The sequence below is a fragment of the Cupriavidus pauculus genome (assembly GCF_002858765.1).
Classification (GTDB): Bacteria; Pseudomonadota; Gammaproteobacteria; order Burkholderiales; family Burkholderiaceae; genus Cupriavidus; species Cupriavidus pauculus_B.
Window position 1 is genome coordinate 432,222 of record NZ_PJRP01000001.1, and the last position, 20,676, is coordinate 452,897.

Consider the following 20,676-nt stretch of genomic DNA (forward strand, 5'->3'; position numbering starts at 1 on the left):
GACTTTGGGCGCTGACCGGCCACCCCGTCTGGCAGCGCCCGACCAATCCGCATATCCTCTCCATTCCAACGGAAAAAGGATCGAGGTTCCGCCATACGGAACCCGCAGAGAGGAAACAGCAGTGAACGAGATCATCCCCGCCGCCCCGGGCACCCCCGACAAGCCCTATTTCGGTATCGAGATTCCGCTGATGCGCCTGCTGGGCCTGCAGCCGGTGCATATGGAGGAAGGGCTATGCCGTACGCGCCTGCCGGCCAGCCCGAACGTGGTGAACAGCCGTGGTGACGTGCATGGCGGCACGCTGATGGCCGTGCTGGACTTCACCCTGAGCGGCGCCGCGCGCTCGCATGCCCCGCTGGACGTGGGCGTGATCACGATCGACATGTCCACGCATTTCCTGGCCGCCGCGCGCGGCGAGCTGACGTTCGAGGCGCGCATCCTGCGCCGGGGCGCCAAGATCGCCTTCTGCGAAGGCGAGGCCCGCGACGCTTCGGGCACCGTCTGCTGCGTGGCCCGCGCGTCGTTCAAGCTGGTGCAGCTGGCCGGCGGAAACTAGGCGTCCGGCGCGTCCGCCGGGCCTTCGGTCGGGCGATAGACCGCCACAAACCTTGCGCGCTCGGTGATGCCATAGTCGCCGGGCGCGTATTGCATCAGCCAGTCGCCCGGCTTGCCGGTCAGCACATCGCCGCCGGCCGAGCGTTCCAGGGCGAACGCGACCGGCATTTCCTTGACCAGCACCGGTACGGGCTTGTTGCGATACGCACCCGCCTCGCCGTGCGCGTTCGGCCCCACGGCCACGTAGCGCGCATCGAAGCGCCCGCGCGACACCACCCAGCGGTCGCCGGTGGCACCCGTCACGATGGCGTCGGCGCGCAGGTAGCGGTTCGGCCCCTCGCGGCTGACCAGTTCGCCGGGCTCGGCGGCAAACGCCACCTGCACGGTTTCGTCCTTCACGAACCAGCGCGCGGCGGGATCATCGCGCAGGTCGATGTCTTTCAGTGTTTCCATGTCGAATCCGATTCCGGGTCAGCCCAGCTGGCGCGGGGCGAAGCTGTGGTTGAGCGGGCCGTTGCCGGCGCCTAGGCGCAGTTGCGCGCCGGCCGCAATGGCCTGGGCCACGTAGTCCAGCGCGGTGCCCACCGCGTCCGGCAGCGCGTCGCCGCGTGCCAGTTGCGACGCAATGGCCGCCGCCAGCGTGCAGCCGGTGCCGTGCAGGTTGGGGGTGTCGATTCGAGGGTGCGTGTAGATGCGCGTGGTGCCGTCGGCCAGCATCAGCAGGTCGTCCAGGCCGGTGGCGTCGGGGCCGTCGTCCTCCAGGTGGCCGCCCTTGAGCAGCACGGCCTGGCAGCCCATGGCCAGCAGGTCTGCCGCGGCGGCTTCCATCTCGGCGCGGCGCGCGATGCGGCGTCCGAGCAGGTACGAGGCTTCCGGCAGGTTCGGCGTGACCAGGATGGCGCGCGGAAACAGCAGCTTCACCATGGCCTGGCTGGTGGCGTCGTCAGACAGCGTGGCACCCGAGGTGGAGATCATGACCGGGTCGACCACCAGCTTGCGGATGCCGTGCCGGTCCACCGCGCCGGCCACGGCTTCGACGATGGCAGCCGTGCCGAGCATGCCGGTCTTGGCGGCGTCCACGCCGATGTCGCTGGCCACGGCGTCGATCTGCGCGGCCACCATGTCGGCCGGAATGGCGTGTACGCCGGTCACGCCCAGCGTGTTCTGGGCCGTGATGGCGGTGATCGCGCTCATGCCGAAGCAGCCGAGTGCGGCAAACGTCTTCAGGTCTGCCTGGATGCCGGCGCCGCCGCCGGAGTCGGAGCCGGCGATGGTCAGGGTGCGGGGTGGCGTGGGGAGCATGTGCAAGGCAGGAGCGGAAGGGGAACAGTCGGAAACAAAAAAGCGGGAAAAATTCTGGTATTTCTGCCCGCTCGTCGCGAACAGGCACGCTACAATAGCGCCACTCCGAGGAGCGTTGCAACGGATGCCCTGCCATCCGCCAGGCTCGGAATGTCTCAACGGCGCTCGCTGTTCCGTGGTTCGCACGGGGCGCGAGTCGACCTGTCTGCCCGTCATGGCCTCATTGGAGGCCGCCGTGACGCGGCCCGGGCCCCAATTTATTCATTGGCCTGATCCGTCTCCTGTCCCGCGTATGCACCACTCTTACACCGGAGTGAACATGAACGCTGTGACTAACCTGAAGCAAGACTACCTGATCGCCGACATCGGCCTGGCCGGCTGGGGCCGCAAGGAAATCGCCATCGCCGAGACCGAAATGCCGGGCTTGATGGCGATCCGCGACGAATTCGCCGCCGCGCAGCCGCTCAAGGGCGCACGCATCGCCGGTTCGCTGCACATGACGATCCAGACCGCCGTGCTGATCGAAACGCTCAAGGCACTGGGCGCCGACGTGCGCTGGGCCTCGTGCAACATCTTCTCGACCCAGGACCACGCCGCCGCCGCCATCGCCGCATCGGGCACGCCGGTGTTCGCGTTCAAGGGCGAGTCGCTGAAGGAATACTGGGACTTCACGCACCGCATTTTCGACTGGGCCGACGGCGGCACGCCGAACATGATCCTGGACGACGGCGGTGACGCCACGCTGCTGCTGCACCTGGGCGCCCGCGCCGAAAAGGACGCATCGCTGATCAGCAAGCCGACCAGCGAGGAAGAAACCTTCCTGTTCGCCGCCATCAAGGAAAAGCTGGCCCAGGACGCTACCTGGTACAGCCGCAACCTGGACGCCATCCGCGGCGTGACCGAGGAAACCACCACGGGCGTGCACCGTCTGTACCAGATGGCCCAGCGCGGCGAACTGAAGTTCCCGGCCATCAACGTGAACGACTCGGTCACCAAGAGCAAGTTCGACAACCTGTACGGCTGCCGTGAATCGCTGGTGGACGGCATCAAGCGCGCCACCGACGTGATGATCGCCGGCAAGGTTGCCGTGGTGGCTGGCTACGGCGACGTGGGCAAGGGCAGCGCCCAGGCCCTGCGCGCGCTGTCGGCCCAGGTGTGGGTCACCGAAATCGACCCGATCTGCGCACTGCAGGCCGCCATGGAAGGCTACCGCGTGGTGACGATGGACTACGCCGCCGAGCACGGCGACATCTTCGTGACCTGCACGGGCAACTACCACGTGATCACGCATGACCACATGGCCAAGATGAAGGACCAGGCCATCGTCTGCAACATCGGCCACTTCGACAACGAAATCGACATCGCGTCGGTCGAGAAGTACGAGTGGGACGAGATCAAGCCGCAGGTGGACCACGTCAAGTTCCCGGACGGCAAGAAGATCATCATCCTGGCCAAGGGCCGCCTGGTGAACCTGGGCTGCGCCACGGGCCACCCGTCGTACGTGATGAGCAGCTCGTTCGCCAACCAGACGATCGCCCAGATCGAACTGTGGGCCGAGCGTGACAGCGGCAAGTACCCGGTGGGCGTCTACACGCTGCCGAAGCACCTGGACGAGAAGGTGGCGCGCCTGCAGCTGAAGAAGCTGAACGCGCAGCTGACCGAACTGACCGAGCAGCAGGCTGCCTACATCGGCGTGCAGAAGCAAGGCCCGTACAAGGCCGACCACTACCGCTACTGATCGGCGGCCGTGCTCCCCTCTTCCGCATGCGGGAGAGGGGCCGGGGGAGAGGGCTGGCGCCTGTCGTGCGACCATGTCGCGCAGCAGGCGCCGCCTTTTCTTCCGACTGATGTCATCCAAACCGATAACAAGGAGTCCCAATGAGACTGTTGGCCGTCTGGATCATCAACGCCGCTTCGCTGTTCCTGGTGAGCTACCTGCTCAGCGGTATCGAACTGCGCGGGTTTGGCGCGGCGATGGTTGCCGCACTGGTGCTGGGTCTGGTCAATACGCTGATCCGGCCGATCCTGGTCATCCTCACGTTGCCGGTGACGCTGCTGACACTGGGGCTGTTCATCTTCGTCATCAACGCGCTACTGTTCCTGTTCGTGGGCAACCTGTTGCAGGGGTTTGTCGTGTCAGGGTTTGGCGCCGCGCTGCTTGGCTCGATTCTCTATAGCGTGATCTCGACGATTCTCGCCAGCGTGCTGCTTGGCGGGCGGGACTAAAGCGCGACTGAAATTCTTCGGGGCGCCGCCCGTGCGGCGTGCCAACCATGACCGATCGCTACTACAGCTTTGAATTCTTCCCGCCCAAAACGGCGGAGGGCGCCGAGAAACTGCGCAACACGCGTGCCCAACTGGCACCGCTGCAGCCGAAGTACATCTCGGTGACGTTCGGCGCCGGCGGCACCACGCAGCGAGGCACGCTGGACGCCGTGCTGGAAATCCAGCGCGAGGGCATCGAAGCCGCGCCGCACCTGTCGTGCGTGGGATCGTCGCGCGAAAGCATCCGCGACATCCTCAAGACGTACCGTGACAATGGCATCCGCCATATCGTGGCGCTGCGTGGCGACATGCCGTCGGGCATGGGCGATATCGGCGAATTCCGCTACGCCAACGAGCTGGTGGAGTTCATCCGCGCGGAAACGGGCGACTGGTTCAACATCGAGGTGGCGGCCTATCCCGAGTACCACCCGCAAGCGCGTTCGCCGCGTCACGACCTAGACAACTTCGTGCGCAAGGTGAAGGCGGGCGCCAACTCGGCCATCACGCAGTATTTCTTCAACGCAGACGCCTACTTCCGCTTTGTCGACGATGTGCGCGCGATGGGCGTGGAAGTGCCGATCGTGCCCGGCATCATGCCGATTACCAATCACTCGCAGCTGATGCGCTTTTCCGAGATGTGCGGTGCCGAAGTGCCGCGCTGGGTGGCCAAGCGGCTCGAATCGTTCGGCGACGACAAGGAGTCGATCCGCGCATTCGTCCTGGATGTGGTCACGGCGCTGTGCGAACGCCTGCTGGCATCGGGCGTGCCGGGCCTGCATTTCTACACGCTGAACACGGCCGGCGCCACCAAGGCCATCTGGCAGCGGCTGAAGCTCTGAGCGCATGCCCGCCGCGCGCCGCCCGGACCCGTTCATCGAGCATTTGCTGGAACTGATGGCGCCGCTGGCGGCCAGCATCGGGCCGGTCACGGCCAAGCGGATGTTCGGCGGCCACGGCCTGTTCTACGACGGGTTGATGTTCGCGCTGGTCAGCGGCGGCCAGTGCTATCTGAAGGCGGACGACGCCACGTTGCCCCGCTTTGCGACCGAGGGCAGCGAGCCGTTCCGCTACCAGTCGGCCCGGCGTGAGGTGACGATGCGTCACTACCTGAGCCTGCCCGCGGCTTGCCTGGAATCACCAGCCGCCATGACGCCCTGGGCGCGCCTGGCCGTGGAAGCCGCGCTGCGGCTCGGCAACGCGAAATAGGCCGGGCGTACAGACCGGGCGGACAGGCAGGCGAAGTCGTCATGTCGCCAGCTATCGGCAAGCCTGGGCGATGGTGGCATACTCGCCGCCATGGTCTCCGCCACCTTCCGTTTCTACGAGGAACTGAACGACTTTCTGGCGCCATCGCAGCGCCGCCGGGACCTGTCGTGCACCTGCGCGCGCGCGGCCACGGTCAAGCACATGATCGAGGCGCTGGGCGTGCCGCATACCGAGGTGGAACTGATCCTCGTGAATGGCGAATCTGCGCTGTTCGAGCGCATTGTCGAGGACGGTGACCGCGTAGCCGTTTATCCAAAGTTTGAATCGCTCGACGTCACGCCGCTACTGCGCGTGCGCGAGCATCCGCTGCGCAACATCCGCTTCATCGCCGATGCCCACCTGGGCGGCCTGGCGCACCTGCTGCGCATGACCGGCTTCGACACGCTCTACGACAATCACTTTGAAGACAGCGAGATCGCCCGCATCGCGGCCGACGAGCAGCGCGTCGTGCTGACGCGCGACCGCGAACTGCTCAAGCGGCGCGAGATCACGCATGGTTGCTACGTCCGGGCGATCAAGTCGTCGCTGCAGGCGCACGAGATCTTCGCGCGGCTCGACCTGGCGCGCAGCGCCCGGCCGTTCTCGCTATGCCTGACCTGCAACGTGCCGCTACAGCGGATCGACAAGCCCGAGGCGCAGGGCCGCGTGCCTGACGGCGTGTTCGAGCGGCACGACCGCTTTGTCACGTGCCCGCATTGCTGCAGGGTGTTCTGGGAGGGCTCGCACTGGAAGCACATGCGCGAGCTGGTGGATGGGCTCACCCGCGCCCCGGAGCCGGCTCCCGACGGTGCGCCAGGATGACCGGCCAGCCCTTTGGCTGCTTAGCCGTTTGGTCGTTTGGTCGCTTGGTCAGCTAACCGGCGCGTCGTGGCGGTGGCGGGCTACCGCACCCCCGATTCGGTGACCAGCCAGTCCATCGGCAGGTCGTGCGCCTGGGCGACGAGCGGGATTTCGCAGGCCCCGAAGCCGATGCCGATCGCGATCGGCGTGGCGCCCAGTCCGGCCAGGGCCGCCAGCGTGCGGTCGTAGAAGCCGCCGCCGTAACCGAGGCGGAACTTGTTGGCGCTGAAACCGACACAGGGAATGAGCAGCGCGTCGGGCGTCACGGGCTCGGTGTCATCGGGCACCGGAATGCCGTAGTGGCCGGCGCGCATCGTCGTGTCAGGGGTCCAGAGATGGAAATCGAGCGGCGTGCCCGGGGCCGAAACCACGGGCAGGGCGGCCACGCGGCCGGGCATCCCGCCCAGCCAGCGGGCCACCGTGCCACGGGCGTCGAATTCCTGCTGGATCGGCCAGTAGAACCCCAGTTTCCGTACGCCCAGGCGTTCCAGCAGGGGCTCCAGCGCCTGGTCGATGGCGGCATCGGATGCGGCACGATCGGGCAGCGCGGCACGCCGCGCCAGCAGGTCGCGGCGCAGGGTGCGGCGGTCGGCGGGCGGGTCTGCCGGTGGGTCCGTGAAGGCTTGGAATTGGCGGGCGTCCGACCCGTTGTCCGGGGCTTGGGATGGGGGCATGGCGTGCAATAATGACCGCGATCAGACAATCAGAGACAAATGAAGGATGCGTGCCGGTTCGCATGAAAGGGCACGCGCCACCACATAAGGGATAGCCAAGAATGTCGAAGGGAGTATATCTGCGCCGGGCCGGCCGCTTCGCCTGGCTCGCGTTCGCAGGCGCGGTGCTGGCCATGCCGGCATATGCGCAGAAAAAGCCGGCGCCGGCGCGTCCGGCACCGCAGCAGCCCGCTGCGTCGACGATGATTCCGTCCAACCCGGATGACGCCTTCGTGGCGCTGCGCGAAGCGGCCCGCAAGAACGACGTGGACCGCGCCGCCGCCATTTCGGCCACACTGGTCGACTACCCGATTCCCTCCTACGTCGAGTACTTCCGCATCAAGCCGCAGATGTTCGACACCGGCGGCCAGGCGCGTATCGACGCACCCGACGCCGAAGTGGCGGCCTTCCTGCAGCGCTACCAGGGCGAAGCCATTGCCGACCGCATGCGCAACGACTGGCTGCTGGTGCTGGGCAAGAAGCGCGACTGGGCCAATTTCGACATCCAGTACCCGCAGTTCGTGCTCAAGGACGACACGCAGGTGGAGTGCTATGCGCTGCTGTCGAAGGCGCTCAAGGGCCAGAACGTGGCCGCCGAGGCGCGCGCCACGCTGGTGGATCCGCGCTACTACGGCGACGGCTGCGTGGACCTGGTGAACTACCTGGCGCAGAGCCAGCAGATCCAGCGTGGCGACGTGGCGTTCCAAGCACGTCAGGCGCTGGAGCAGAACTACACGACACTGGCCGCGAAGATCGCCGCCGCCGTGCCCGATGCGCGCGTGGACAGCGATTCGCTGGCCACCGTAGTCAAGATGGCCCGCAATGATCCGTCGCAGGCGGCAGCCTATCTAAACACCATCGTCGGCAACCTGTCGCGCGACGAGCAGGGCGCGGCATGGGGCGTGGTGGGCCAGTACGCGGCCAAGAAGCTGATGCCGGAAGCGGCCGGCTACTACCGTCGCCAGATGGACCTGGGCGGCAACCAGTGGCTGTCGGACGAAACGCAGGAATGGCGCGTACGCGCCGCCTTGCGCCAGGGTGACTGGAAGCAGGTGCGGCAGTCGATCGAACTGATGCGCGCCGAGCTGCGCGCCAAGGACCCGGCGTGGACGTACTGGTACGCCCGCGCGCTGAAGGCCGACGGCCGTGGCGCCGAAGCACAGGCGCAATTCCAGTCGATCGCAGGCCAGTTCAATTTCTACGGCCAGCTGGCCAGCGAGGAACTGGGCAACCGGATCTCGCTGCCGGCACGCACCGCGGTCAGCGACGCCGAGGCCATGGCCATGCGCACGCGCCCCGGCTTTGTCCGCGCGCAGAAGTTCTATGACCTGAACCTGCGCTTCGAGGGCAACCGCGAATGGAACTGGGAACTGCGCGGCATGAGTGACCGCGAGCTGATCGCCGCCGCCGAGTACGCGCGCAAGATCGATCTGCTGGATCGCACGGTCAACACGTCGGATCGTACGAAGGTCGAACATGATTTCGCCCAGCGCTTTCCGATGCCGTATCGCGACATCATGCAGCGGGCCACCGACGACGTGGGCCTGGACATGGCCTGGGCGTACGGCCTGATCCGCCAGGAATCGCGCTTCATCATGAATGCGCGGTCGTCGGCGGGTGCGCACGGCCTGATGCAGGTGATGCCGGCCACGGCCAAGTATGTGGCGAAGAAGATCGGCATGGCCGACTTCTCGCCGTCCATGATGGGCGACCCGAACATCAATATCCTGCTCGGTACAAATTACATGAGCATGGTACTGACGGACCTCGACAGTTCATGGACGCTGGCATCCGCCGGCTACAACGCTGGCCCAGGACGCCCGAAATCGTGGCGTTCGAGCCTGTCGCGGCCCGTGGAAGGCGCGATCTTTGCAGAGACGATTCCGTTCACGGAAACGCGAACGTATGTCAAGAATGTGCTTTCCAACGCTACGTACTATGCTGCATTGATGAGTGGCCGACCCCAGTCGCTGAAAGACCGGCTTGGGGTGGTCGCGCCGTCCTCGGTCACGACGACCAGCCTGCCCTGACCCTGCATCGGGACGGGGCGGTGGCTCCGTGACTGTCGGGACGCGTGCATCACGCAAGCGTCACACGAAACGTCACGGAGCCCAGAATGAAGACCAGCAACGTCCTTGTCGTCGGGGGCGCCGGTTTCATCGGCAGCCACCTCGTGTCCCGCCTGGCCGGCGCGGCGTCCGCCTCCGGCGCGCCGCTCGATCCGGCCACCAATCCCGATAGTCCCATCGCGCCCGACCGCATCGTGGTGGGCGCGCGCAGCGTCGAACATGCGCAGCACCTGCTGCTGTTGCCGCGCGTGGAAGTGGCCGAACTGGGCCTGGCCGACGCGGCCTCGCTCGATGACGCCATCGGCCCGCTTGGCGTCGACGGCATCGTCGTCAATCTGGTGGGCATCCTGCACGGCGACCGCGCCGACCCGTACGGCCCGCAGTTCGCCGCCGCGCACGTGGACCTGCCGCGCCAGCTGGTAGAGGCCTGCAACCGCACGGGCGTTCGCCGGCTGATTCACATGAGCGCGCTGGGCGCCGACCCGCAGGGGCCATCGATGTACCTGCGCAGCAAGGGCGAAGGCGAGCGCATTGTGCGCGAGAGCGGGCTGGACTGGACCATCTTCCGGCCGTCGGTCGTGTTCGGCCCCGACGATCATTTCCTGAACCTCTTCGCCCAGTTGCAGCAGATGGCGCCGGTGGTGCCGCTGGCATGCGCCCATGCGCGCTTCCAGCCCGTGTTCGTGATGGACGTCGTGCAGGCCTTCGTCAACGCGATGGCCAACGCGTCGACCGTGGGGCAGCGCTACGAGCTGGGCGGCCCGCAGGTGTACACGCTGGAGGAACTGGTCAAGTTTGCCGGCCGGGCGTCGGGCCATCCACGGCCGATCATCGCGCTGCCCGACGCGCTGGCGCGCATGCAGGCCGCCGTGCTGGAACACATGCCGGGCGGCACGGTGCTGTCGCGCGACAACCTCGATTCGATGCGGTTGGACAACGTGCTGGGCCAGCCCATGGCGGCCGAACTGGGCGTCCACCCGGTGAGCCTGGAGGTCGTGATGACCGACGTGCTGGCCGGCCGCAGCCGCGACACGTTCTTCCAGTCCATGCGCGGCAGCGTGCATCGGTAGGCAGCCGGCGCATCCGGCTCGGCCGGGGCACGGAAATTGCGCCGGTCGATGTGACTGGCGCTCACAGGCTTGCGAACGCAATTCATTTGGACGCCGTGCGCCGGGTCGATAGAATGTCTGGCTCAGGGCGCTTGAGCCGCATGGCGGCGCCCGCGTCGTCCGCGTCGTTCGTTTTCAGCGTTTCGCGCTTCGCGTTTTGTCAGCCTCTGTTTCCGCCCCCAAGGAATTCACGATGAAGCTCGTCATCGGCAACAAGAACTATTCGTCCTGGTCCCTGCGTCCCTGGCTGCTTCTGCGCCACGCCGGCATCGACTTCGAGGAAGTCCCCCTGCGCCTGTTTACGAAGGATTTCGGGTCGGAGATCGCCCGCTATTCGCCCGCCGGCAAGGTGCCGGCACTGATTGACGGCGACGTGACCGTGTGGGATTCGCTGTCGATCTCCGAATACGTGGCCGAGCGCTTTCCGACCAAGCAACTCTGGCCCGCCGACGTGGCCGCGCGTGCCATGGCGCGATCGGTCTGCGCCGAGATGCACTCGGGATTCGGCAACCTGCGCAGCCAGATGCCGATGAACGCCACCGCCGTGCTGCCGGGCCTGGGCTGGAACGTGGCCGTGCAGCAGGATGTGGACCGCATTGCCGAGATCTGGACCGACCTGCGCACGCGCTACGGCGCCGGCGGCCCGTTCCTGTTTGGCGCTTTTACGATTGCCGACGCGTTTTACGCGCCTGTGGTGAGCCGCTTCGCCACGTATGGCGTGCATCTGCCCGAGGCCGCCAAGACCTACGCCGATTTCATCCTGGCGTTGCCGGCCATGCAGGAGTGGGTGGCCGGCGCCCGCGAGGAGCGCGACTTCGTGCCGGCCGACGAACCCTACCGCACGCAGCCTGAACGGGCCGACGCGATCATCGTCACGGGGTGACCATGCAGGTGTATGCCGTCGGCGGGGCCATCCGCGACCAACTGCTGGGCAAGCCGAGCCAGGACCGCGACTACGTGGTGGTGGGTGCCACGCCGGAGCAGATGGAGGCCGCCGGCTACAAGCCGGTGGGCAAGGACTTTCCGGTCTTTCTCCATCCGCAGACGAAGGCCGAATACGCGCTGGCGCGGACCGAGCGCAAGACGGCCGTGGGCTACAAGGGGTTCGCGTTCTATACCGGCCCCGATGTCACGCTGGAGGATGACCTGGTGCGCCGCGACCTGACCGTCAACGCGATGGCGCAGGCGGTGGACGACCAGGACAACCTGGTGGGCCCGATCATCGATCCGTACGGCGGGCAGCAGGACCTGCAGGCGCGGTTGTTTCGCCATGTGTCCGACGCCTTTGCTGAGGATCCAGTGCGCATCCTCCGCGCGGCGCGCTTTGCGGCCCGCTTCCACGATTTTTCGGTGGCACCGGAAACGGTCGCGCTGATGCGCCGGATGGTGGACATGGGCGAGGTCGACGCGCTGGTGCCCGAGCGCGTCTGGCAGGAACTGGCGCGCGGCCTGATGGAAGCCCGGCCATCGCGCATGTTCGATGTGCTGCGCGAATGCGGCGCGCTGGCGCGGCTGCTGCCGGAGCTGGACCGGCTCTGGGGCGTGCCGCAGCGCGCCGACTACCACCCCGAGGTGGACACCGGCGTACACGTGATGATGGTGGTCGACTACGCCGCCGCGCAGGGTGCGTCGCTGCCCGTGCGCTTTGCGTCGCTGACCCACGACCTGGGCAAGGGCACCACGCCGGAAGACGTGCTGCCGCGCCATATCGGCCACGAGCAGCGCAGCGTGGACTTGCTGGAAGCGGTTTGCAAGCGCCTGCGCGTGCCGAACGACTGCCGCGAGCTAGGGCTGGTGGTGGCGCGCGAGCACGGCAATATCCATCGCGCGAACGAGTTTGGCGCGGCCGCGCTGACGCGCCTGGTGGAGCGCTGCGACGCGCTGCGCAAGCCCGATCGGTTTGCCGAGGCCCTGCAGGCATGCGAGGCCGACGCCCGTGGCCGGCTGGGCTTCGAGGATCGCGACTATCCGCAGACCGCGCGGCTGCTGGCGGCCCGGGAGGCGGCGGCATCGGTCGATGCCGGGGCGATTGCGAAAGCGTGCACGGACCGCGTCGACCTGATCAAGGACAAGGTCCACAAGGCACGCGTGGCGGCGGTGGCGCAGAAACTGGGGCTGTCGGACTAGATCGGCTTGCCCTCTCCCTGACTCTCTCCCGCATGCGGGAGAGAGGACGCGCCCTCGGCGATGGGAAGATCCGTTGGTTTGCGCCCCTCGCCCACATGGCGGGAGAGGGGCCGGGGGAGAGGGCAGGCGTTTCAAGCCCTGCAGCCCCTTCTTTTGCCCTGCAGCCCTACAGCACCTTCCCGATCACTAGCGCCACGAGCGACAGCAGGATCGTCGACGCAAACGGCAGCACGTATTCCTTGCCAAACAGGCGGAAGCGCACGTCGCCGGGCAGGCGTCCGAGGCCGATTTTCTGCAGCCACGGCAACGCCGCCGACAGCACGATCACGCACAGGAAGATGGTGAAGGTCCAGCGCAACATGGTGATGGCCCGTTGATCGGTCAGAGTGCGTAGGTGCGGTCGCCACGGGCGAATCCGGCCAGCGGCAAGGCATCGTCGAGATCGCGTGTCAGCGCGATGACCTTGAACAGCTCGCCCATTTCCGCCTCGCTGAGCAGCTTCTGCACGGCATTGGCCTGCGGCAGGAAGTTGCGCGCGTCGGACGGGTCCAGCGACATCATCAGCTCGGTAATGCCGGCGTTCATCAGAAAGCGCGCTTGCGACGCGAAGCCCGCCACGGAGAGCCCCGCGTCGACCGCCGCTTCGGCGATGCCGCTGAAATTCACGTGGGCCGTGATGTCCTGCAGGCCCGGGTACAGGAACGGATCGGGGTGTGCGTGATGGCGGTAATGGCACATCAACGTGCCGCCGACGCGCTGCGCGTGGTAGTACTCCGATGCCGGAAAGCCGTAGTCGATGAAGAAGGCCGCGCCGCGCTTGAGCAGGGCGCCCACGGCGCGCGTGAAGCCCTCGCCTTCGGCATGGGTTTCGGTGACCACGTCGTGGTCGCCGGGCATCTCGTGGAACTGCGCCGGCACGGCAGCGGCTTCGAGCAGCCGGTCTTCGTACGCGAACGTATCGTCCTGGCGCACCACGCCGCGCTCGTGCCATCGGCCGCCAATGCGGGCGAACAGCCGCACGGGCATGGCGTCGAGCACCTCGTTGCCGACGATGACGCCCTCGAAGGTGTCGGGCAGGGCATCCAGCCATTGCACGCGGCCGGCCAGGTGCGGGGCGCGCTGCGCCAGCGTGCCCTGCTGGCGGGCGCGCAGTTCGCCGGACAGTTCGACGATGCTGTACGACTCGGGCAGCGCACCATCGGACTCCAGCGCCAGCAGCAGGTCGGCGGCCAGCCGTCCGGTGCCGGCACCGAATTCCATCACGCGTGGCAGGGTCATGCCGATCAGCGGCGCGAACTGGCGGGCCAGCGTGCGGGCGAAGAACGGGGTCAGTTCGGGGGCGGTGATGAAGTCGCTGCCGTCGTCGGCGCCGCGTCCGAACTTGGCTGCGCCCCCGCTGTAGTAGCCCAGGCGGGGGGCGTAGAGCGCAAGCGACATGTAGCGGTCGAAGCCGATCCAGCCGCCTGACGCGGCAATGGCGTCGCCGATGACGATGGAAAGGGCCTTGGACGCGTCCAGCGCATCGGCGGAGGGAAGGGGTAGACTAGCGACTTTCTGCATACCGCGAATTGTAGCAATGCCAGACTCGAATACTCAGGGCGCCGCGGGCGTCCAATCGCGCGGCGTGGCGCTGGTGACCGGCGCGGCGCGCCGGCTGGGCCGTGCCATCGCGCTGGAGCTTGCCGCGCAGGGCTGGGACGTGGCCGTCCATTGCAACCGGTCGCGCGACGAAGCCGATGCGCTGGCCACGCAGATCCGCGCGCTGGGTCGCCGGGCCGCCGTGCTGCAGGCCGACCTGTCCGACGAGGCCGCCACCGGCAAGCTGATAGCCGCCTGCGTCGCCGCGCTGGGCGCACCGACCTGCCTGGTCAACAACGCGTCGCTGTTCCAGTACGACGTGGCCACGAGCTTCTCGTACGGTTCGCTCGATACCCATATGCGCACAAACGTGGCGGCCCCGCTGCTGCTGGCGCGTGAGATGCACAAGGCGCTTGGCGCCGACGGCAACAGTGGCGACAATGGCGGCGAGCAGCGCGGCGTGGTGATCAACCTGCTGGACCAGAAGCTCAACAACCTGAATCCCGACTTCCTGTCGTACACGCTGTCGAAGTCCGCGCTGCAGACGGCGACCGTGCAGCTGGCGCAAGCTCTGGCACCGCGCCTGCGCGTGGTGGGCGTGGCGCCGGGCATCACGCTGGTGTCCGGCGACCAGACGGACCCTGGCTTCGTGCGGGCCCATGGCATGACGCCGCTGGGCAAGTCGAGCACCCCCGATGATATCGCCCAGGCCGTGGCTTACCTGGCCGTGGCGCGCGCCGTGACCGGCACCACGCTGTACGTCGACGGTGGCCAGCACCTGATGCCGCTGGCCCGCGACGTGATGTTCCTGACTGAATGAAGCCGTACCTTGATTGACCCTGCCATGACCTTTGCCGCCCTCTCCCATCCCAGCCTGCAAGACTGCCGCCGCATGTTTCTGCGCAACTACGAAGTGCAGATCAACATCGGTGTGCATGAATTCGAGAAAAAGGGCGAACAGCGCGTGCTGGTGAACATCGACCTGTTCGTGTCGCTGGCCGAAACCACCCCGCAGGCCGACCGCCTGGAGGAAGTGGTCGACTACGACTTCATGCGCAACACCGTGGCGGAGCGCATGGCCCAGGGCCATATCCACCTGCAGGAAACGCTGTGCGACGACGTGGCCCGCGCCATGCTGAAGCACCCGAAGGTGCGCGCCGTGCGGGTGTCGACCGAAAAGCCCGATGTCTACCCCGATTGCGAGTCGGTTGGCGTCGAGGTGTTCCATATCAAGCAGGGCTGACGCCGGCCGGGACAACTCGGGGACGCCCACAGCGCCGGACGGGCCGGTCCAGTAGAATATCGCCCCGTCAATTCCGGCTTTTCTTTCGGGGGACGCGGCCATTGTTCAGCGCCCGCCCCCGTTCCAGGTACGTCTTATGAGTCACTCGGCTAACTTCTATCGGCTTGAAACCCGCCTGCAGTCGCAGACGGGCAAGGCCATCGGCGACTTCGGCATGATCGAGGACGGTGACACCGTCATGGTCTGCATGAGCGGCGGCAAGGACTCGTACACGATGCTGTCGGTCCTGATGGCGCTGCAGAAGCGGGCGCCGATCCAGTTCAAGCTCATCGCGATGAACCTGGACCAGAAGCAGCCGGGGTTTCCGGAGCACATCCTGCCCGAGTACCTGAAGTCGACGGGCGTCGAATATGTGATCGTCGAGGCCGACACGTACTCGATCGTCAAGGAGAAGGTGCCCGAGGGCAAGACCACGTGCTCGCTGTGCTCGCGCCTGCGCCGTGGGGTGATCTACCGCACGGCCAAGGAACTTGGGGCGAACAAGATTGCGCTGGGCCACCACCGCGACGACATCGTCAACACGTTCTTCCTGAACATGTTCTTCGGCGGCAAGATGAAGGCCATGCCGCCCAAGCTGGCCACCGATGACGGCCAGCACATCGTGATTCGTCCATTGGCCTACTGCGCGGAAAAGGACATCGCGTCGTATGCGCGGGCCATGGCATTCCCGATCATCCCGTGCAACCTGTGTGGTTCGCAGGAAAACCTGCAACGCAAGAAGGTGAGCGAGATGGTGCAGCAGTGGGAGCGTGAACACCCGGGCCGCATCGACAACATCTTCGCGGCCCTGCGCAACGTGGTGCCGTCGCACCTGGCCGATACCGAGCTGTTCCCGTTCACGGGCCTGGCCACCGGCCTGGCCAAGATCGACGAGGCGTCGCTGTTTGGTGAGACCACCTACAGCCAGCAGGCGCTGCAGTTCAGCGGGAACGTGGAGCCGAACCGCATGGAGTTCGTGCGGTTCGACAAGATCCAGAAGGGCGCGGAGCCGGCTACGGAGCCTGTCGCCGCACCCGCTTCCGAGCCGGCGGGCCAGCCAGCGGCCTGATCCGCGCTGCCGCGCCCCGAACAAAGCCCCGTGGCCTGGCCCCGGGGCTTTTTTGTCGATGGGGGCACCCCAGGCGGCTATCTGGCCGCCTGGGGTGCCTGGCCGCTTTCGGCCATCAGCGATCGCGTGTCCTTGATCCAGCCGTCAAACCGTTTGACGGCGTGCGCCTTCTGCTCGGGCGTGGTCATGTTGGCAATCCTGACGGTCAGGTCCACGCCGGCCGAGGTGCTGCGCTGCTCGCCGCTGCCGGGCCGCTGCCAGTCGTCGGCGTACTTGCGCAACTGGGCTTCCACCTGGGGTTTGGGCGGTCGGGCCGACGAGACGTCGCGTGCCAGGGCCACCCATTCCTGCTGCCGCTTGACGCGCTCGGCATAGCGGGCGTCGGCGCTTTGCATATAGGGCCCCATGGCATCGCGGATCGCCCTTTCCTGATCATTGGAAAACGACCCGTAGATCAGCTTGGCGTAGCTCATGATCTTGTCGAAGCGGGCGTCGGTACGGGCTGCGGCATCGGATTTCAGGAATTCCTTGCGGTATTTGGCATTGCTCTCGGCGAATTTCGCCTCCATCCGCTGGATCTGGTCGGGCGTCAGCGTCAGCAACAGGTCGGCCAGGTCGGGCACCGCGTTGTCGAAGGCCTGACGGCCCAGGCGCTGGGAATCCTGCTGGACCTGCCGCACCATGGCCGGGCTGACGTCGCCCCCGACCTCGCCCCGCACGCGGGTCAGCACGGTGGCGATCTCGGGCAGCTGGGCGCGCCGGTGCCAGGCAAAGAAGCGGGCGATGGCCTCCTTGGTTGGCGGTTCCTGGGCGTCGGAAACGTCGACATAGCGGTCCACCCACCAGTAGGCCAGGCGGTCGCCCTGCTGGTAGCCCAGTTTCATGGCGTTGCATCCAGCCAACGCCAGAATCATGGTAAATGCTGCAAACCATGCAAAAACGCCGCGTGACCAAATGTGAACAACGGTAACGCCAGGTGATCGACCCGATGCGGCACAGGCACGCATGCTAGAATCGGCGCGCATGTTTCCGGGGCCGGCAAATCGCCCGCCAGCCCAGTCGTGGCAACGGTTCAGCCACATCGGCCACAGTGCTCCCAGGCTCGGATTCTTCAGCTTTTTCTCAGACACACTCACTTAGGAACCTCCTTGTGAATATCGTCATTCTTGCCGCGGGCATGGGCAAGCGCATGAACTCCGCGCTGCCCAAGGTGCTGCACCCGGTCGCTGGCCGTCCGATGCTGGCCCACGTGCTCGACACGGCGCGTACGCTGTCGCCGTCCCGGCTGGTCGTCGTGGTGGGCCACGGCGCCGAGCATGTGCGCCAGGCGGTGGCCGCCGACGATGTGGCCTTTGCCGAGCAGACGCAGCAACTGGGCACCGGCCACGCCGTCATGCAGGCGCTGCCGCTGCTCGATGATGCACAGCCCACGCTGGTGCTCTATGGCGACGTGCCGCTGACATCGACCGCCACGCTCCAGCATCTGGTGCAGGCCGCCGGCAGCGAACGCCTGGGCGTGCTGACCGTCGAACTGCCCGACCCCAGCGGCTATGGCCGTATTGTGCGCGATGCTGCCGGCAATGTCGTACGCATTGTCGAGCAGAAGGATGCCAGCGACGAAGAACGCGCCATCCGAGAGATCAACACCGGCATCATCGTCTGCCCGACCGCCCACCTGCGCCGCTGGCTGTCCACGCTGCGCAACGACAACGCGCAAGGCGAGTACTACCTGACCGACACCATCGAGCGCGCCGCCACCGACGGCGTGGAGATCGTGTCGTCCCAGCCCGCCGAAGTGTGGGAAACGCTGGGCATCAACAGCAAGGTGCAACTGGCCGAAATCGAGCGTATCCACCAGTGCAACATCGCCCAACGCCTGCTTGAAGCGGGCGTCACGCTGCTGGACCCGGCACGCATCGACGTGCGCGGCCAGCTGACCTGCGGCCGCGACGTGACCATCGACGTCGGCTGCGTGTTCGAGGGTCGCGTGCACCTGGAAGATGGCGTACACATCGGCGCGCACTGCGTCATCCGCAACACCGTTGTCGGCGCTGGCGCACGTGTGCAACCGTTCTGCCACTTTGAGGAAGCAAAGATCGGGCCGGATGGCCGCATCGGCCCTTACGCGCGTCTGCGCCCCGGTACCGAACTGGGTCAGGACGTGCATATCGGCAACTTCGTCGAAATCAAGAACAGCCAGATTGCCAACCACAGCAAGGCCAACCATCTGGCCTACGTGGGCGACACCACGGTGGGCCAGCGCGTAAACATCGGCGCGGGTACGATTACGTGCAATTACGACGGCGTGAACAAGCACCGTACGGTCATCGAGGACGATGTGTTCATCGGGTCCGATACGCAGCTGGTGGCGCCTGTCACCGTGCGCCGCGGCGCCACGATTGGCGCGGGCACCACGCTGACCAAGGAAGCGCCGGCCGACAAGCTCACGCTGTCGCGCGCAAAACAGATGACGGTCGACGCCTGGCAGCGTCCGGTCAAGCAACCGAAAAAATAAAGGGGTTCAGTTATGTGTGGCATCGTCGGCGCGGTTTCGCACCGCAATATTGTTCCCGTTCTGGTCGAAGGGCTGCGTCGCCTGGAATACCGTGGCTACGATTCCTGCGGCGTGGCCGTGGTGCGCGACGCGATCCTGGAGCGCGCGCGCACGGTGTCGCGCGTGGCCGACCTCGACACGCAGACGCAGTCGTCGGGCCTGGGCGGCCAGCTGGGCATCGCCCACACGCGCTGGGCCACGCACGGCAAGCCCGATACCGTCAACGCGCACCCGCACTTCTCGGACGAGACCATCGCGCTGGTGCATAACGGCATCATCGAGAACTACGAGCCGCTGCGCGACGAACTGCGCGCCGTGGGCTACGGTTTCGAGTCGCAGACCGATACCGAGGTGGTGGCCCACCTGATCCACCAGGCCTACACGTACCCCAGCAGCGCCACCCGTGGTGACCTGTTCGGCGCGGTGCGCGCGGTGACCAAGCGCCTGCATGGCGCCTACGCGATTGCCGTGGTGGCCAAGGACCAGCCCGACGTGGTGGTCGGCGCGCGCGCCGGCTCGCCGCTGGTGGTGGCGCTGGGAAACGACGAATCGTTCCTGGCGTCCGATGCGCTGGCCGTGGCCGGTACCGCCAACCGCATCATCTATCTGGAAGAGGGCGATGTGGTGGAACTGACGCGCGCCGGCGCCACGATCCGCGACGTCCATGACGCCGAGGTGCAGCGCGAGGAGCGCGTGGTGGAAGCGCATGCCGCCGCCGTGGAGCTGGGCCCGTTCCGCCACTTCATGCAGAAGGAAATCTTCGAGCAGCCGCGTGCCTTGGGCGATACGCTGGAAGGCATCGCCGCCATCACGCCGGACCTGTTCGGCGAGAACGCCGCGCAGGTGTTTGCCGATATCGACAGCGTCCTGATCCTGGCCTGCGGCACCAGCTACTACTCGGGCTGCACGGCCAAGTACTGGCTGGAATCGGTCGCAAAGATCCCAACCCAGGTGGAAGTGGCCAGCGAATACCGCTACCGCGACACCGTGCCGAACCCGCGCGCGCTGGTGGTGGTGATCTCGCAATCGGGCGAGACCGCCGACACGATGGCCGCGCTGCGCCATGCCCGCTCGCTGGGCCACACCCATACGCTGGCCGTCTGCAACGTGGCCACCAGCGCGATGGTGCGCGAGACGGAACTGCGCTTCCTGACGCGTGCCGGCACTGAAATCGGCGTGGCGTCGACCAAGGCGTTCACGACGCAGCTGGCCGCGCTGTACATGCTGACGCTGGCGCTGGCCAAGGTGCGTGGCCACCTGACCGAGCAGCAGGAAGCCGATGCGCTGACCAACCTGCGCCACCTGCCCGCCGCGCTGCATGGCGTGCTGGCGCTGGAGCCGCAGATCATCGCCTGGTCCGAGGACTTTGCCCGCCGCGAGAACGCCCTGTTCCTGGGCCGTGGCCTGCATTACCCGATCGCCCTGGAAGGCGCGCTGAAGCTCAAGGAAATCTCGTATATCCACGCCGAGGCCTATCCGGCGGGCGAGCTCAAGCACGGTCCGCTGGCGCTGGTGACGGAAGCCATGCCGGTGGTGACGGTGGCTCCGAACGACGCGCTGCTGGAAAAGCTGAAGTCGAACATTCAGGAAGTGCGCGCCCGCGGCGGCCGCCTGTACGTGTTTGCCGATGCGGACACGCATATCCAGTCGTCGGACGGCATCCAGGTGATCCGCATGCCCGAGCACTACGGCGCGCTCTCGCCGATCCTGCACGTGGTGCCGCTGCAACTGCTGGCGTACCACACGGCCTGCGCCCGGGGTACCGACGTGGACAAGCCGCGCAACCTGGCGAAGTCGGTGACGGTGGAGTAATCCCCGCCGTCTTCGCGTGGCCATCTCATCGCGCCATCGCAGCTTCGCCATCGACAACAGGCCGCCTTCGGGCGGCCTTTGTCTTTGTCGGGCCACGTTGCCATACCAGATTCCGGCCGGCGATTATTCGCTGTC

21 protein-coding genes and 1 riboswitch are annotated in these 20,676 nt (G+C 66.6%); of the genes, 15 read left to right on the top strand and 6 right to left on the bottom strand.

The window, feature by feature from the left end; all coding sequences use genetic code 11:
* The first annotated feature begins 121 nt into the window (after positions 1-121).
* Complete coding sequence (locus tag CYJ10_RS01930; protein ID WP_092602957.1) at positions 122-556, top strand: PaaI family thioesterase; 435 nt, start codon at positions 122-124, stop codon at positions 554-556.
* Here CYJ10_RS01930 and CYJ10_RS01935 read toward each other — a convergent pair.
* Complete coding sequence (locus CYJ10_RS01935; RefSeq protein ID WP_101679881.1) at positions 553-1,008, bottom strand: PGDYG domain-containing protein; 456 nt, start codon at positions 1,006-1,008, stop codon at positions 553-555. The genes CYJ10_RS01930 and CYJ10_RS01935 overlap by 4 nt on opposite strands.
* An 18-nt stretch (positions 1,009-1,026) precedes the next feature.
* On the bottom strand, positions 1,027-1,857 hold the full coding sequence (gene thiD / locus CYJ10_RS01940; RefSeq protein WP_101679882.1) for a bifunctional hydroxymethylpyrimidine kinase/phosphomethylpyrimidine kinase: 831 nt from the start codon (positions 1,855-1,857) through the stop codon (positions 1,027-1,029).
* Positions 1,858-1,958: 101 nt separating this feature from the next.
* Positions 1,959-2,031, top strand: a riboswitch (S-adenosyl-L-homocysteine riboswitch).
* A gap of 145 nt (positions 2,032-2,176) precedes the next feature.
* Here thiD and ahcY point away from each other — a divergent pair.
* From ahcY to CYJ10_RS01965, 5 genes are all read left to right on the top strand, one after another.
* The gene (ahcY, locus tag CYJ10_RS01945; RefSeq protein ID WP_101679883.1) at positions 2,177-3,595 is read left to right on the top strand and encodes an adenosylhomocysteinase; all 1,419 of its coding nucleotides are present in this window, start codon (positions 2,177-2,179) and stop codon (positions 3,593-3,595) included.
* Positions 3,596-3,735: 140 nt separating this feature from the next.
* On the top strand, positions 3,736-4,083 hold the full coding sequence (locus tag CYJ10_RS01950) for a phage holin family protein (protein ID WP_101679884.1): 348 nt from the start codon (positions 3,736-3,738) through the stop codon (positions 4,081-4,083).
* Positions 4,084-4,130: 47 nt separating this feature from the next.
* The gene (metF, locus tag CYJ10_RS01955) at positions 4,131-4,961 is read left to right on the top strand and encodes a methylenetetrahydrofolate reductase [NAD(P)H] (protein WP_101679885.1); all 831 of its coding nucleotides are present in this window, start codon (positions 4,131-4,133) and stop codon (positions 4,959-4,961) included.
* 4 nt (positions 4,962-4,965) lie between these two features.
* A complete protein-coding gene (locus CYJ10_RS01960) occupies positions 4,966-5,328 on the top strand; it encodes a TfoX/Sxy family protein (protein ID WP_101679886.1) in 363 nt (120 codons plus the stop codon).
* A gap of 90 nt (positions 5,329-5,418) precedes the next feature.
* Positions 5,419-6,189: a Mut7-C RNAse domain-containing protein gene (locus CYJ10_RS01965; protein ID WP_101679887.1), complete on the top strand. Its 771-nt coding sequence runs from the start codon at positions 5,419-5,421 to the stop codon at positions 6,187-6,189.
* A gap of 80 nt (positions 6,190-6,269) precedes the next feature.
* On the opposite strand, the gene CYJ10_RS01970 is transcribed toward CYJ10_RS01965, so the two are convergent.
* Positions 6,270-6,902: a 5-formyltetrahydrofolate cyclo-ligase gene (locus tag CYJ10_RS01970; RefSeq protein ID WP_101679888.1), complete on the bottom strand. Its 633-nt coding sequence runs from the start codon at positions 6,900-6,902 to the stop codon at positions 6,270-6,272.
* Between the two features lie 101 nt (positions 6,903-7,003).
* Here CYJ10_RS01970 and CYJ10_RS01975 point away from each other — a divergent pair, with 101 nt between their 5' ends.
* From CYJ10_RS01975 to CYJ10_RS01990, 4 genes are all read left to right on the top strand, one after another.
* Positions 7,004-8,971 (top strand): lytic transglycosylase domain-containing protein, encoded by a 1,968-nt coding sequence (locus CYJ10_RS01975; protein WP_101679889.1) that lies wholly within the window; start codon positions 7,004-7,006, stop codon positions 8,969-8,971.
* Positions 8,972-9,057: 86 nt separating this feature from the next.
* The gene (locus tag CYJ10_RS01980; protein WP_101679890.1) at positions 9,058-10,080 is read left to right on the top strand and encodes a complex I NDUFA9 subunit family protein; all 1,023 of its coding nucleotides are present in this window, start codon (positions 9,058-9,060) and stop codon (positions 10,078-10,080) included.
* Positions 10,081-10,312: 232 nt separating this feature from the next.
* Positions 10,313-11,002 (top strand): glutathione S-transferase family protein, encoded by a 690-nt coding sequence (locus tag CYJ10_RS01985; protein ID WP_101679891.1) that lies wholly within the window; start codon positions 10,313-10,315, stop codon positions 11,000-11,002.
* Positions 11,003-11,004: 2 nt separating this feature from the next.
* A complete protein-coding gene (locus CYJ10_RS01990) occupies positions 11,005-12,246 on the top strand; it encodes a multifunctional CCA addition/repair protein (RefSeq protein WP_101679892.1) in 1,242 nt (413 codons plus the stop codon).
* 166 nt (positions 12,247-12,412) lie between these two features.
* Here CYJ10_RS01990 and CYJ10_RS01995 read toward each other — a convergent pair whose 3' ends face one another.
* A complete protein-coding gene (locus CYJ10_RS01995; protein ID WP_092602987.1) occupies positions 12,413-12,607 on the bottom strand; it encodes a DUF2905 domain-containing protein in 195 nt (64 codons plus the stop codon).
* 20 nt (positions 12,608-12,627) lie between these two features.
* Entirely contained in the window at positions 12,628-13,806 is a 1,179-nt protein-coding gene (locus tag CYJ10_RS02000; protein ID WP_101679893.1) for a class I SAM-dependent methyltransferase, read from the bottom strand.
* A 16-nt stretch (positions 13,807-13,822) separates the two neighbouring features.
* Between CYJ10_RS02000 and CYJ10_RS02005 the strand changes: the two genes are divergently transcribed.
* The 3 genes from CYJ10_RS02005 to ttcA all read left to right on the top strand — a co-directional run bounded on the left by CYJ10_RS02005 (position 13,823) and on the right by ttcA (position 16,175).
* On the top strand, positions 13,823-14,644 hold the full coding sequence (locus tag CYJ10_RS02005) for an SDR family oxidoreductase (protein WP_180862821.1): 822 nt from the start codon (positions 13,823-13,825) through the stop codon (positions 14,642-14,644).
* Positions 14,645-14,668: 24 nt separating this feature from the next.
* Positions 14,669-15,067 (top strand): dihydroneopterin aldolase, encoded by a 399-nt coding sequence (locus CYJ10_RS02010; protein ID WP_101679894.1) that lies wholly within the window; start codon positions 14,669-14,671, stop codon positions 15,065-15,067.
* Positions 15,068-15,203: 136 nt separating this feature from the next.
* Positions 15,204-16,175 (top strand): tRNA 2-thiocytidine(32) synthetase TtcA, encoded by a 972-nt coding sequence (gene ttcA, locus CYJ10_RS02015; protein ID WP_101679895.1) that lies wholly within the window; start codon positions 15,204-15,206, stop codon positions 16,173-16,175.
* 77 nt (positions 16,176-16,252) lie between these two features.
* Here the strand turns inward: ttcA and CYJ10_RS02020 are convergent, their stop codons facing one another.
* On the bottom strand, positions 16,253-17,059 hold the full coding sequence (locus CYJ10_RS02020; RefSeq protein WP_101680380.1) for a DUF6279 family lipoprotein: 807 nt from the start codon (positions 17,057-17,059) through the stop codon (positions 16,253-16,255).
* A gap of 266 nt (positions 17,060-17,325) precedes the next feature.
* Here CYJ10_RS02020 and glmU point away from each other — a divergent pair, with 266 nt between their 5' ends.
* Together glmU and glmS are read left to right on the top strand one after the other, a co-directional pair.
* Positions 17,326-18,690 carry a bifunctional UDP-N-acetylglucosamine diphosphorylase/glucosamine-1-phosphate N-acetyltransferase GlmU gene (gene glmU / locus CYJ10_RS02025; protein ID WP_101679896.1) on the top strand — a complete coding sequence of 455 codons (1,365 nt, stop codon included), beginning with the start codon at positions 17,326-17,328 and terminating at the stop codon, positions 18,688-18,690.
* A gap of 12 nt (positions 18,691-18,702) precedes the next feature.
* Positions 18,703-20,541 carry a glutamine--fructose-6-phosphate transaminase (isomerizing) gene (gene glmS / locus CYJ10_RS02030; protein WP_101679897.1) on the top strand — a complete coding sequence of 613 codons (1,839 nt, stop codon included), beginning with the start codon at positions 18,703-18,705 and terminating at the stop codon, positions 20,539-20,541.
* Positions 20,542-20,676: the final 135 nt, after the last annotated feature.